We start from the raw sequence: 12,654 nt of genomic DNA on the forward strand, positions 1-12,654 counted from the left end.
CCGTGGTTGCGCGTTCACGCTCCGTTGCGCCAGTCGGGTGAACCCGGTCCTCCGAACCGGTCACCGCGGTGCGCACGGCTGCCGGGGCGGGGGTTGGGTGGAGCCCTGGCCCGGTACGCCTTCCGGGCCGCCCGAGGAGAGGAGCGGCCGTGGCCGACCTGGTGGGGACACCGCACGGGCGTTCCGGTGCGACCCGGGGCGCCGGCGCCCGGCGGGCGGGCCGCGACGCGGGCGACGTGGGGCGGCTGCGCGAGCGCCGCCGCCGCCGGCGCACCGCCGCGCTCGCCGCCGTCGTGCTGGGCGTGGTGGCCGCCGCCGCCGCGCGACTGGCCACCGGCCACCCGCTGCTGCCGGCGTGGCCGGCGATCGACCCGCTGTACCTGATGTCCGGCCTGTTCTTCGCGGTGCTCATCGCCGTGCTGCTGGGCCAGACGCTGGTGGCCGGGCGCTCCCCGCACGTCGTGTACCGGCCCGAGCAGATCGACGTCACCCTCGACGACGTCAAGGGCCTGGCGCCCGTCAAGGAGGACGTCGAGCGCAGCCTCGACCTGTTCCTGTCCGCGCGCAGCTTCCGCCGCGACATGGGCGGCCGGCCCCGCCGCGGCCTGCTGTTCGAGGGCTCACCCGGCACCGGCAAGACCCACATGGCCAAGGCCATGGCGCACGAGGCGGGCGTGCCGTTCCTGTTCGTCTCGGCCACCTCCTTCCAGTCCATGTGGTACGGCGCGACCGCCCGCAAGGTCCGCTCGTACTTCCGGGCGCTGCGTAAGGCCGCCCGCGCCGAGGGCGGCGCCATCGGGTTCATCGAGGAGATCGACGCCATCGCCGCCGCCCGCGGCGGCATGGCCGCCACCCCGGCCCCCGCGGTGCCCGGCGTGCTCGGCTGCGGTGGCCTCACCGGCCTGGGGATGGGCGCCGCCGGCAGCCTCGCCACCGGTGCCGCCACCGCCCCGGCCGCGCGGGTGGAGCGCCTCGCCAGCAGCGAGGGCGCCAGCGGCGTCGTCAACGAGCTGCTCGTGCAGATGCAGTCCTTCGACGAGCCCACCACCGGTGAGCGGCTGCACGGCTGGCTCGTGGACCGCACCAACCGCTTCCTCCCGGCGCACCGGCGCCTGGCCCGCCCCCGCAGCGAGCCCGCCGAGGTCCTCGTCATCGCCGCCACCAACCGCGCCGACGCCCTGGACCCCGCCCTGCTGCGCCCCGGCCGCTTCGACCGTCGCCTGAGCTTCGGGCTGCCCGACAAGGCCGGCCGCCGCGAGCTCGTCGACCACTTCCTGGCCCGCAAGGCGCACGAGGCGCAGCTGGACGACCCCGAGCGCCGCGACGCCCTCGCCGGCATCACCAACGGCTACAGCCCCGTGATGATCGAGAACCTCCTGGACGAGGCGCTCGTCAACGCGGTCCGCCGCGACGCCGGGGGCATGTCGTGGGCCGACGTGGAGCACGCCCGCCTGGTCACCGAGGTGGGTCTGGGGCAGCCCGTCGGCTACACCGCGCACGAGGAGCGGCTCATCGCCACCCACGAGGCCGGTCACGCGACCGTGGCGTGGCTGGTGGCGCCGCAGCGGCGCCTGGAGATCCTCACCATCGTCAAGCGTGCCGACGCCCTCGGGCTGCTCGCCCACGGTGACGCCGAGGACGTCTACACCCGTTCGCGCGCCGAGCTGGCCGCCCTGGTGCAGATCGCCTTCGGCGGCCAGGTCGCCGAGGAGCTCTTCTTCGGCGACGTGTCCACCGGCCCGGCCGGCGACCTGCAGGCCGCCACCTCCACGGCCGCGCAGATGGTCGGTGCCGCCGGCATGGCCGGGACCCTGGTGTCCTTCACCGCCGTGCAGAACGGCGCCCTCGCCGACGGCAACCTCGTCGCCCGGGTGCTCGGCGACGCCGAGGGCCGGCGGATGGTGGAGGACCTGCTCACCGAGCAGCGCGACGCCGTGCGCGAGCTGCTGGGCCGCCACCGCCACCTCGTCGCCGCGCTGCGCGACGCGCTGCTGGAGCGGCACGAGCTCATCGGCCGCGAGATCACCGACGTCCTGGGAGCGGCGCACGCCGCCCACGGGGCCGCGGCCGCCCCGCGCGTGCTCGACCTGCGCGACGGCGCCGCGCACCGCACGTCCCCGGGCGCGTCCCGGGGCTGACCCGCGCCACCGCGCCCGGAGGGGAGGCGCGGACGCGCGGGGGACCGCGGGCGGCCCGCCCGCGCCCTCCGGGGGGAGGGTGCGCGGGCGGGCCGCCCGGGAGTGCTCAAGCCCCCGGGTGCACCCGGTAGTGGTAGGCGTGGTGCACCGCGAACCCGGCGCTCCCGTACAGGGCGCGGGCGCCGGCGTTCGCCTCGGCCACCTGCAGGTACGCCGACACCGCGCCGCGCGCGCGGCCCCAGTCGGCGATCTCCGCCAGCAGCCGCCGGGCCAGGCCGCGCCGGCGGTGGGACGCGGCGACCTCCACGGCCGTGACCCCCACCCACCCCGGGCTGGCCGAGCCGCGCGCCACCGCGACCGTGGTGCCGCCCTCGACCACGCGCACGAACACCTGCGCGTCGGCGGAGACCAGCACGCGCCGCCCCGCCGGCGGTACCGCGGTCGTGCCGCGGTAGCGGTAGAGCCCCAGCCACCCGGCGTCCGGCTCCGGCGAACCGGCCACCGAGCACCCGGCCGGCAGCGGCACCGCCGCGGCACCCGGCAGGGCCGACAGGGCCGCGGTCATCACGAGCGTCGGCGTGTCCGCGGCCCAGCCGCGCGCGGCCAGCTCGCGCGCCGGAGCCGGCGCGTCCGGTCCGGCGTCCGCGGCGTGCGGCACGGCGACCCGGGGCGGCAGCCCGCGCCGGGTGTAGAAGTCCTCCACCGCGGCCACGGCCTCGCCCAGCGGCACGCCGGGCGAGCCGATCGCCAGGGCCGAGTTCGCCCGGCCGGTGAAGCCGCCCGCGGCCCGCAGCCGCCAGCCGCCCAGGTCGACCCGTTCGTCGGGGCGCCAGTGCTCGGCCATCACGGCCTCCAGCTCGTCGGTGCCGACCGCCTCGTGCGGCGCCCCGCGCCGGCGCGGGGGCGGTGGCACCGCCTTGGCCGCCAGGACGTCGGCACGGCGCACCCGCACCTCGCCCCGGCGGGTCGTCACCACCAGCTCCTCGCCGTCCGCGGCGGCCAGCTCGCCCAGGGCGTCGCTGGCCGAGCCGTCGGGCAGGCGGTGGCGCACCACCACCCGGGCCCCGACCACGAGCTCGTGCTCGCGCAGCACGTGCGCCAGCCCCCCCGCGCCCTCGACCGCGCCCACCGGCACCTCCCCGCACTCCCCGACGGCGAGCACCGACGGCGTCCGCGATACTAGGAGGACGCGTCCGGCGGCCCGAAGCGCCGGAGGAGGAGGACACCCGTGACCTACGTCATCGCCCAGCCCTGCGTGGACGTCAAGGACAAGGCCTGCATCGAGGAGTGCCCTGTCGACTGCATCTACGAGGGCGAGCGTTCGCTGTACATCCACCCCGACGAGTGCGTCGACTGCGGGGCGTGCGAGCCGGTGTGCCCGGTGGAGGCGATCTACTACGAGGACGACGTGCCCGAGCAGTGGTCGGCGTTCACCGCGGCCAACGTGGAGTTCTTCGACACCGTCGGCTCGCCCGGTGGTGCGGCGAAGATGGGCCTGATCGCCGCTGACCACCCGGTGGTCAGCGCGCTGCCGCCGCAGGGCGAGGGGCACTGAGCGCCCCGGCCGTCCCCGGCGCCCGGCGGCGCCGCGGCGCGGAGCTGCCGGACTTCCCGTGGGACTCCCTGGCCGGCGCCAAGGCGCTGGCCGGGAGCCACCCCGGCGGCATCGTCGACCTGTCCGTCGGCACCCCGGTCGACCCCACCCCCGAGGTGGTGGCCGGGGCGCTGCGGGCGGCCGCCGACGCGCCCGGCTACCCGCAGACGTGGGGGACGCCGGCGCTGCGCGAGACGGTGGCGGCGTGGTTCGCCCGCCGCCGCGGCGTCGACGGCCTGGACCCCGACGGGGTGCTGCCCACCGTCGGTTCCAAGGAGCTCGTCGCGTGGCTGCCGTTCCTGCTGGGCCTGGGCCCCGGCGACGCCGTGGCGCACCCGGCGGTGGCCTACCCGACGTACGACGTCGGCGCCCGCCTGGCCGGGGCGACGCCCGTGCCCGTCGACCTCGACGGCGGGGGCGTCGAGGCGCTGGAGGAGGCCCGCCGCGCCGGTCACGACGTGCGGCTGCTGTGGCTGAACTCCCCGTCCAACCCCACCGGCGCCGTCCTCGAGGTCGACCAGCTGGCCCGCCTGGTGGCCTGGGCGCGCGAGCACGGCGCGGTCGTCGCCAGCGACGAGTGCTACGCCGAGCTCGGCTGGGACGAGCGCCACGACGCCTCCCGCGGCGGGCTGGTGCCCTCTGTGCTGGACCCGCGCGTCACCGGGGGCGACACCACCGGGCTGCTGGCGGTGTACTCCACTTCCAAGCAGTCCAACCTCGCCGGCTACCGGGCGGCGTTCGCCGCCGGGGACCCGTCGCTGGTGCGCGAGCTGCTGGAGGTGCGCAAGCACGCCGGCATGATCGTGCCGTGGCCGGTGCAGGCCGCGCTGGCCGCCGCCCTGGCCGACGACGCCCACGTCGACGCCCAGCGCGAGCGCTACCGCGCCCGCCGCGAGGTGCTGCGCGGTGCGCTGGAGGGCGCGGGGTTCCGCGTCGACGCCTCCGGCGCCGGGCTGTACCTGTGGAGTACCCGCGGGGAGGGCTCGCGGGCCACCGTCGAGCTGCTCGCGCGGCGCGGCGTGCTGGTCGCCCCGGGCGACTTCTACGGCCCCCTCGGCGCCCGCCACGTGCGGGTGGCCCTCACCGCGGCCGACGAGCGCGTCGCGCAGGTGCCCGAGCGCCTGGCCGGCCCGGGGGCGTCCACCGGCTGAACGCCCACCGGCTGGAGCCCGGGTGCACGGGGCGCGCGGGCGCAGGACCCGGGGGAGGAGCGTCCAGGCCTTGTGACGAACCCCTCCCGCCCCGCGCCCGCCCCGGTGTTGGGCGGCGCGGCGCGGGACGGGTACGGTCAGCCGCATGGTGGACTCCGTGACGCTGAAGCACGCAGGTGGCGACCTCGACCTCCCGGTCACGCCGGCCACCGCGGGCGCACCCGGCTTCGGCATCTCCAGCCTGCTCAAGGAGACCGGGCTGGTCACCCTCGACTCCGGCTTCACCAACACCGCGTCGTGCACCTCGGCCATCACCTACATCGACGGCGACGCGGGTGTCCTGCGCTACCGCGGCTACCCGATCGAGCAGCTGGCGGAGAAGTCCTCGTTCCTCGAAACCAGCTACCTGCTCGTCTACGGTGAGCTGCCCACGGCCGAGCAGCTCACCGCCTTCACCGAACGCATCCAGCGCCACACCCTGCTGCACGAGGACCTCAAGCGGTTCTTCGACGCCTTCCCGCGCGACGCGCACCCGATGCCGGTGCTCTCCAGCGCCGTCAGCGCGCTGTCGACCTTCTACCCCAACAGCCTGAACCCGTTCGACGTCGAGCAGGTGGAGCTGTCCACGATCCGCCTCATGGCGAAGCTGCCGACCATCGCGGCCTACGCGCACCGCAAGAGCCTGGGCCAGCCGCTGCTGTACCCGGACAACCGCCTGGGCCTGGTGGAGAACTTCACCCGCATGTCCTTCGGCAACCCCGCCGAGTCCTACGAGATCGACCCGGTCCTGGTGCGGGCGCTCGACCAGCTGCTCATCCTGCACGCCGACCACGAGCAGAACTGCTCGACCTCCACCGTCCGGCTCGTCGGTTCCGGGCAGGCGAACCTCTTCGCCTCCGTCTCGGCGGGCATCCACGCCCTCTCCGGCCCCCTGCACGGCGGCGCGAACTCCGCCGTCCTGGACATGCTCGAGGCGATCCGCGACTCCGAGGACGACGTCGACACCTTCGTGGAGCGGGTGAAGAACAAGGAGAGCGGCGTGCGCCTGATGGGCTTCGGCCACCGGGTGTACAAGAACTACGACCCGCGCGCGGCCATCGTGAAGAAGACCGCCGACCAGGTGCTGTCCCAGCTGGGCAAGCGCGACGAGCTGCTGGACATCGCTATGCGCCTGGAGGAGATCGCGCTGTCCGACGACTACTTCGTCGAGCGCAAGCTGTACCCGAACGTGGACTTCTACACCGGGCTCATCTACAAGGCGATGGGCTTCCCGACGAAGATGTTCACCGTGCTGTTCGCGCTGGGCCGCCTGCCCGGCTGGATCGCGCAGTGGCGCGAGATGATCAACGACCCGGCCACCAAGATCGGCCGTCCGCGCCAGGTGTACGTGGGCGAGGCCGCGCGCGACTACGTGGACCTCTCCGGCCGCTGACGCCGCCGCGGGGGTGCCGCGTCAGGCGACGCGCACCCGCACGCTCCCGGCCGGCACACCCGTCTCCCCGGCGACCCAGCCGCGCCCGGAGCGCCCGCGGTCCCAGCGGTGGCCCTGCACGCTCACCTCCACCACGTCGTACCCGGCTGCGGAGGCCACCGCCCACCCGGCCGCCGCCCACGCCAGCCGTTGCGCGTCCTCACCCTCCAGCGCGTACTCCAGCGCCGCGCCGAACGCGCCGGGGACGACGCGCGGCTCCTGCCGGACCACCTCGGTGGCCATCGCCTCGCCCAGCCGCTGCGCGCCGGGGGAGGCCTCCTCGTCGGAGCCGATCCGCGCGTCCGCCCCCACCCGGCGCAACCGGCAGGTGAACCCGGCCGGGGTGTAGCCGGTCAGCGCCGAGGCGATCAGCCGCGCCTCGTCCTCGTGGTCGCCGTACGCCAGGGGGAAAGCGCTGCGCTGCACCGCCTGCGCGGCGTCGGTCACCGGCAGGTCCCGGTAGCCGTCGACCTCCACGAGCGCGTCGTAGAACGCGTCGGTGGCGAACACCGGGTCCTGCACCTGCTCGGGCGTGCCCCACCCCTGCGACGGGCGCTGCTGGAACAGGCCCAGCGAGTCGCGGTCGCCGTGGTCGAGGTTTCGCAGGCCCGACTCCTGGATCACCGTCGCGATGCCGATGGTGGCCGCCCGCGCGGGCAGGTCGCGGCGCACCGCCATCCCCACCACGGTGGCGGCGTGGCCGGCCTGCTCGGGCGACAGCGACGTCGAGCGCCCGTCGACCGTCGCCGTGCAGCGCTCGCGCACCACGGGGGCGTCCTCGTCGCGCACCAGCCACACCCCGCCCGCGGTGAGGACGACGAGCACCGCGCCGGCGGCCACCAGGGGACGCAGGCGCCGGGCCCGGCGGTTGGCCGCCGCGGCGGAACGGGGCAGCCGCCGGTTCGCGGGGGTCCGGACGGGCACCGCCGTCAGTTGGCGTGCAGGGCGGCGTTGAGCTCCACCCGCACGCCGCGGCGCGCCAGGGCCTCCACGGCACCGGTGACGGAGTTGCGGCGGAACAGCAACCCGGACGCACCGGACAGGCTGCGCGCGGCGACGGTGCGCTGCGCGCTGCCCGACTCGTCCAGGACCGTGACCTTCGTGCCGGCGGTGACGTACGTGCCGGCCTCCACGACGCAGTCGTCGCCCAGTGCGATGCCCGTGCCGGAGTTCGCGCCCAGCAGGGTGCGCCGGCCGATGGAGACGACCTCCTTGCCGCCGCCGGAGAGGGTGCCCATGATCGAGGCGCCGCCGCCGACGTCGGAGCCGTCGCCGACGACGACCCCCGCGGAGATGCGCCCCTCGACCATCGAGGTGCCCAGGGTGCCGGCGTTGAAGTTCACGAAGCCCTCGTGCATGACGGTGGTGCCCGGGGCCAGGTGCGCGCCCAGGCGCACCCGGTCGGCGTCGGCGATGCGCACGCCGGTGGGGGTGACGTAGTCCGTCATCCGCGGGAACTTGTCGATGCCGTAGACGGTCACGGGGCCCGCGTTCGCGCGCAGCGCCAGCCGCGTGCGCTCGAAGTCGGCCACCGCGCACGGGCCGTGGTTGGTCCACACCACGTTCGCCAGCACGCCGAAGATGCCGGACACGTCCAGGCCGTGCGGGGCGACGAGGCGGTGCGAGAGCAGGTGCAGGCGCAGGTAGGCGTCCGCGGCGTCCGCGGGCGGGGCGTCCAGGTCGATCTGCGTGGTCACCACCCGCTGGCGGACCCGGCGGTGCGGGTCGGAGTCCTCCAGGGACGCCAGCTCCGCGGGCACCCCGTACGAGCTGGTCTCGGCGGCGGAGGCCGCGCCCAGCGCGGGGAAGGGGTACCAGACGTCCAGCACGGTGCCGTCCTCGGCGACGGTGGCCAGGCCGTGCCCCCACGCGCGCCGGGAGGCGGCGCTGCTCCCCGGGGCGCTGCCGGTCGTGCTGGCGGGGGTGCTGGTCTGCTCGCTCACGCCCGCGACCCTACCCGGCGCCCGGGCACGCCCTAGGGTTCTGGTCGTGACCCCCGGAACCGTCCCGGCCCCCGTCCAGCACGACCTCGCCGACCCAGCGCTCGACGTCGTCGAGCTGACCCGCCGGGTGTGCGACACCGAATCCGTCAGCGGCGGCGAGCGCGCCCTGGCCGACGCCGTGGAGAGCGCCCTGCGCGCGTGGGGCGCGCTGGAGGTGCTGCGCGACGGCGACGCCGTCGTGGCCCGCACCGCCCTGGGCCGCGGCGAGCGCGTCCTGCTGGCCGGCCACCTGGACACCGTCCCGCTGACCGACCCGCCCAACCTGCCGGTGCGCCGCGAGCAGCACCCCGTCGACGGGGACGTGCTCGTCGGCCGCGGGACCTGCGACATGAAGGGCGGGGTCGCGGTGCAGCTGGTGCTGGCCCGCGAGACGGCCGCCGCGGTCGCGGCGGGCCGGCCGCCGGCGCGCGACGTGACGTTCGTCTTCTACGACCACGAGGAGGTCGAGGCGGCCCGCAACGGGCTCGGCCGGCTGGCCCGCAACGCCCCGCAGGCGCTCGCCGCCGACTTCGCCGTGCTGCTCGAGCCGTCCTCGGCGGTGGTCGAGGGCGGTTGCAACGGCACCCTGCGCGCGGAGGTCACCACCACCGGGAAGGCGGCGCACTCCGCGCGCGCCTGGCGCGGCAGCAACGCGATCCACGCCGCCGCGCCCGTGCTGGCCCGGCTGGCGCAGTACGTCCCGCGCGAGGTCGAGGTGGAGGGCCTGGTCTTCCGCGAGGGCCTGAACGCCGTCGGGATCGCCGGCGGGATCGCCGGCAACGTGATCCCCGACCGGTGCGTCGTCACCGTCAACCACCGCTTCGCGCCGGCGTTCTCGGCCGCCGAGGCCGAGGCGCACGTGCGGGAGGTCTTCGACGGCTTCGACGTGCGCGTCACCGACGCCGCCGACGGCGCCGGGCCCGGCCTGCACCTGCCGGCCGCCGCGGAGTTCGTGCGCCGCACCGGCACCGACCCGCTGCCCAAGTTCGGCTGGACCGACGTGGCCCGCTTCTCCGCCCTGGGCGTGCCGGCCGTGAACTACGGCCCCGGCGACAACGCCACCGCCCACGCCGACGACGAGCGCTGCCGCGTGGAGGAGCTCGAGCGGTGCCTGGACGTGCTGCGCGGCTGGCTGCTCGGCGCGGGGGAGGGGGCGGCGTGAGCACCATCTGCCTGTACGGCAGCGCCTCCGGCGGCATCGACCCGGCCCACGTGGAGCTGGCCGCCACCGTCGGCCGCCTGATCGGCGAGCGCGGCCACGACCTCGTCTACGGCGGTGGCGGCACGTCCGTCATGGGCGCGGCCGAGGCGGCCGCGCGCGCCGCCGGCGCCCGCACCACGGGTGTCATGCCGAAGGCGCTCATGGAGCTGGAGCTGCCGCCGGAGGGCCTGGGGGAGCTGGTCGTCACCGACGACATGCGCGAGCGCAAGGCGCAGATGGACGCGCGCGCCGACGCCTTCATCGTGCTGCCCGGCGGGCTGGGCACCCTGGAGGAGCTGTTCGAGATCTGGGTGGCGCGCACCATCGGCCTGCACACCAAGCCGCTGGCCGTCCTGGACTGCGACGGCCACTACGCCGGGCTGCGCCGTTGGCTGGAGGAGCTCGTCGAGCGGCGCTTCGCCCGGCCGCTGGCCTTCGAGGTCGTGCACTGGACCGACAGCCCGTCCGACGCGCTGGACCACCTGGAGCTCGCCCCCCGCGAGCGCGTGGCCCTGCCCAGCTCCGAGATCGTCGGCAGCTTCGCGGACTTCCCCACCGACGGCGGGGGGGCGTCCCCCGGAGCCGCCGGGAGCGGGCGGCCGTGACGGTCGCGCTGCTGGTCCTCGTGCTGCTGACCGTCGGCGCGGTGGCCGCCGTCGCCGTCGGCCGCGTCGGTGGCGCCCTCGGCCCGGTCACCTCCACGCGCCCGTTCCGCGGGCTGCCCGAGGGTCCGGTGCAGGCCGCCGACGTGGACGAGGTCCGCTTCTCCTCGGCGCTGCGCGGGTACCGCATGGACGAGGTCGACGCGGTCCTGGACCGGCTGCGCGAGGAGATCCGCGAGCGCGACGAGGAGCTCGACGCGTGGCGCAGCGCCGAGGACTGAGCGGGCGCGCGCCCCGTCCGGGCCGGCGCCGGGGCGAGGTGGTGTTCACCGCCCGCGCCGCCTTCCGCGCCGAGCCGGGCCGCGTGTTCGAGGTGCTCACCGACTGGCCGCGGCAGAGCGCGTGGGTGCCGGCCACGGTCGTGCAGCGCCGCGGGGGCGCGCCCGGGCGGCCGGGGGAGCGCTTCGCCGGTGTCAGCCGCCTGGGCCCGTTCGTGCTCGACGACGAGATGGTGGTCGTCTCCAGCACGCCGCCCGCTCCCGGGCGGGAGGGCCGGGTCCGCGTGCGCAAGGTCGGCGCCGTGCTCGGCGGCGTCGTCGACCTCGTCGTGCGCCCGGACGGGCCGGGGCGCGCGCGCGTGGAGTGGACCGAGCGCATCCTGGTGCGGCCCCGGGCGCTGGCGCTGCTGGCCGACCTCGGCGGCCCCGTGCCGGCGCTGCTGGGCCGCGCGGCGTTCGGGGCGGTGCTGCGCGCGGCCCGCCCCGAGCTGGAGGGGCGCCGGTGAGCGCCCCCGGGCCTCCCGCCCGCACCGCCGCACCCCGCCGGGCGGGTGGGCGGGTGCGGCACCGTGAACGGCTGCTGCTGCGCTGGCTGCGGCTGCCGGCCGCCGCGCGGGTGCTGGCCGTCTACGCCCTCGCCCGGCTCTTCAGCGCCTTCGTGCTCGCCGAGGTCGCGCGCTTCCAGGAGCCCAGCGACTGGACGCCGCAGGACCCCGGCTACGCCGACCTGCTGGTGCTGTGGGACGCGACCTGGTACCGCGCCATCGCCGAGGACGGCTACCCCGACGCGGTGCCGCTGGGCGCCGACGGCGATCCGCTGCAGTCGGAGCTGGCGTTCTACCCGCTGGCCCCGCTGCTGGCCAGGGCGCTGATGAGCACGGGCCTGCCGTTCGCGTGGGCGGGCTCGCTCGTCTCGCTGGCCGCGGGGGCGGCCGCCGCGGTGGGCGTGCACGCCGTGCTGCTGCGGGCGCTGTCGGCGCGCTGCCCGCCCGGCGCGGCCAGGCGCGGGGCGTGGAGCGCGGCGGTGCTGTTCTGCGTGTCCCCGCCCTCGGTGGTGCTCCAGGTGCCCTACACCGAGGGCCCGGCGCTGGCGCTGCTCGTGGCGTTCCTCCTGCTGCTGCAGCGGCACCGGTACCTGCCGGCCGCGGGCGTCGCGCTCGCGCTGGGCCTGACCCGGCCGGTGGCGGTGCCGCTGTCCGTCGTGGTCGTCGTGCACCTGCTGCTGCGCGCGCGGGACGGCCGCCGCCGCGGGGCGGTGCTGGGCGGGCGGGACGCGCTGCGAGCCCTGGTCCTGCTGGGAGCCTCCGGGGTCGCCGGGTTGCTGTGGCCGCTCACCGCGGCGCTGCTGACCGGCCGCGCCGACGCCTACACCGCCACGATGGGCGCCTGGCGCAGCGGTGGGCAGGTCGTGTGGCTGCGCCCGTGGTGGGACGTGTCGCAGTACGTCCTGGGCGCCGTCGCCGGGCCCGTGCTGCTGGTGGTGGTCGTGGCCGGGTACGCGGTCGTGCTGCTGGGCCGGCGCGCGGCCGCCCTCGGCGCGGACCTGCGCACCTGGTGCCTGGCCTACGCCGGGTACCTGCTGCTGGTGCTCGACCCCTTCACCAGCCTGTTCCGCTACCTGGTGTTCCTCTTCCCGCTGGGGGCGCTGGTGGGGCTGCACCCGCGGCGCCGGGGTGCGCTGCAGGCCTGGGTGATCGCCTCGCTGGCCCTGCAGGTCGTCTGGACGGCGTGGTTGTGGCGGTTCTCCCCGCCGGCGGACTGGCCGCCGTGACGGGCGCGCCGGGGGTGCGGGGGCCGTCCGGGTGATCGCCACGCGTGCCCGGGCGCACGATCCGGGGCCCCCATGGGGGATGATGGACGCACACACGCCGGCCGCGGCACCCGGTCGCGACCGGCGGGCGCACGAGGACCACGAGAGAGGACGCACGCCGATGGCGGCCATGAAGCCGAGGACCGGGGACGGTCCGCTGGAGGTCACCAAGGAGGGGCGCGGCATCGTCCTGCGCATGCCGCTGGAAGGAGGGGGCCGCCTCGTCGTCGAGATGACCCCCGACGAGGCCGGTGCCCTCGGGGAGGCCATCACCTCGGTCGTCGGCTGAGGACGCGGCCCCGGGGGGGGGGGGGGGGGGGGGGGGGGGGGGGGGGGGGGGGGGGGGGGGGGGGGGGGGGGGGGGGGGGGGGGGGGCGCGCGCGCCGGCGGCGGGGCGGGGGCGGGCGCCGGGGGTGGCGCCCACCCC

Annotated in this window: 13 protein-coding genes; 10 read left to right on the forward strand and 3 right to left on the reverse strand. The window is 76.9% G+C overall.

The genetic code is table 11. The features are described 5' to 3' along the window. Positions 1–149: 149 nt before the first annotated feature. A complete protein-coding gene (locus ACRYR8_RS16495) occupies positions 150–2,138 on the forward strand; it encodes an AAA family ATPase (protein WP_432484852.1) in 1,989 nt (662 codons plus the stop codon). Positions 2,139–2,244: 106 nt separating this feature from the next. On the opposite strand, the gene ACRYR8_RS16500 is transcribed toward ACRYR8_RS16495, so the two are convergent. Continuing rightward, positions 2,245–3,300 carry a GNAT family N-acetyltransferase gene (locus tag ACRYR8_RS16500; protein ID WP_432484854.1) on the reverse strand — a complete coding sequence of 352 codons (1,056 nt, stop codon included), beginning with the start codon at positions 3,298–3,300 and terminating at the stop codon, positions 2,245–2,247. A gap of 66 nt (positions 3,301–3,366) precedes the next feature. On the opposite strand from ACRYR8_RS16500, the gene fdxA reads away from it, so the two are divergent. The 3 genes from fdxA to ACRYR8_RS16515 all read left to right on the forward strand — a co-directional run bounded on the left by fdxA (position 3,367) and on the right by ACRYR8_RS16515 (position 6,315). After that, positions 3,367–3,693 carry a ferredoxin gene (fdxA, locus tag ACRYR8_RS16505; protein WP_432482110.1) on the forward strand — a complete coding sequence of 109 codons (327 nt, stop codon included), beginning with the start codon at positions 3,367–3,369 and terminating at the stop codon, positions 3,691–3,693. Next, entirely contained in the window at positions 3,690–4,883 is a 1,194-nt protein-coding gene (dapC, locus tag ACRYR8_RS16510) for a succinyldiaminopimelate transaminase (RefSeq protein ID WP_432484878.1), read from the forward strand. Before fdxA ends, dapC begins: the two co-directional genes overlap by 4 nt. A gap of 145 nt (positions 4,884–5,028) precedes the next feature. Continuing rightward, positions 5,029–6,315 carry a citrate synthase gene (locus tag ACRYR8_RS16515; protein ID WP_432484856.1) on the forward strand — a complete coding sequence of 429 codons (1,287 nt, stop codon included), beginning with the start codon at positions 5,029–5,031 and terminating at the stop codon, positions 6,313–6,315. A gap of 21 nt (positions 6,316–6,336) precedes the next feature. On the opposite strand, the gene ACRYR8_RS16520 is transcribed toward ACRYR8_RS16515, so the two are convergent. Then, on the reverse strand, positions 6,337–7,278 hold the full coding sequence (locus ACRYR8_RS16520; RefSeq protein ID WP_432484858.1) for a hypothetical protein: 942 nt from the start codon (positions 7,276–7,278) through the stop codon (positions 6,337–6,339). Between the two features lie 5 nt (positions 7,279–7,283). Further along, on the reverse strand, positions 7,284–8,297 hold the full coding sequence (gene dapD / locus ACRYR8_RS16525) for a 2,3,4,5-tetrahydropyridine-2,6-dicarboxylate N-succinyltransferase (protein ID WP_432484860.1): 1,014 nt from the start codon (positions 8,295–8,297) through the stop codon (positions 7,284–7,286). Positions 8,298–8,343: 46 nt separating this feature from the next. On the opposite strand from dapD, the gene dapE reads away from it, so the two are divergent. The 6 genes from dapE to ACRYR8_RS16555 all read left to right on the forward strand — a co-directional run bounded on the left by dapE (position 8,344) and on the right by ACRYR8_RS16555 (position 12,516). Then, a complete protein-coding gene (gene dapE, locus ACRYR8_RS16530; protein ID WP_432484862.1) occupies positions 8,344–9,498 on the forward strand; it encodes a succinyl-diaminopimelate desuccinylase in 1,155 nt (384 codons plus the stop codon). Further along, positions 9,495–10,142 carry an LOG family protein gene (locus ACRYR8_RS16535; RefSeq protein ID WP_432484864.1) on the forward strand — a complete coding sequence of 216 codons (648 nt, stop codon included), beginning with the start codon at positions 9,495–9,497 and terminating at the stop codon, positions 10,140–10,142. The genes dapE and ACRYR8_RS16535 overlap by 4 nt, the downstream gene beginning before the upstream one ends. Beyond that, a complete protein-coding gene (locus ACRYR8_RS16540) occupies positions 10,139–10,420 on the forward strand; it encodes a DivIVA domain-containing protein (RefSeq protein ID WP_432484866.1) in 282 nt (93 codons plus the stop codon). Before ACRYR8_RS16535 ends, ACRYR8_RS16540 begins: the two co-directional genes overlap by 4 nt. Then, a complete protein-coding gene (locus ACRYR8_RS16545) occupies positions 10,399–10,923 on the forward strand; it encodes an SRPBCC family protein (RefSeq protein WP_432484868.1) in 525 nt (174 codons plus the stop codon). Before ACRYR8_RS16540 ends, ACRYR8_RS16545 begins: the two co-directional genes overlap by 22 nt. Next, positions 10,920–12,188: a hypothetical protein gene (locus tag ACRYR8_RS16550; protein ID WP_432484870.1), complete on the forward strand. Its 1,269-nt coding sequence runs from the start codon at positions 10,920–10,922 to the stop codon at positions 12,186–12,188. Before ACRYR8_RS16545 ends, ACRYR8_RS16550 begins: the two co-directional genes overlap by 4 nt. A 160-nt stretch (positions 12,189–12,348) precedes the next feature. Continuing rightward, positions 12,349–12,516 (forward strand): DUF3117 domain-containing protein, encoded by a 168-nt coding sequence (locus ACRYR8_RS16555; protein ID WP_166611043.1) that lies wholly within the window; start codon positions 12,349–12,351, stop codon positions 12,514–12,516. Positions 12,517–12,654 lie beyond the last annotated feature (138 nt).

Origin of the sequence: Kineococcus esterisolvens (assembly GCF_050871405.1) — a bacterium.
Classification (GTDB): domain Bacteria; phylum Actinomycetota; class Actinomycetes; order Actinomycetales; family Kineococcaceae; genus Kineococcus.

Coding starts and splice junctions, on each gene's coding strand:
- ACRYR8_RS16515 (WP_432484856.1), top strand. CDS start 5,029: ATGGTGGACTCCGTGACGCTGAAGCACGCAGGTGGCGACCTCGACCTC.
- ACRYR8_RS16555 (WP_166611043.1), top strand. CDS start 12,349: ATGGCGGCCATGAAGCCGAGGACCGGGGACGGTCCGCTGGAGGTCACC.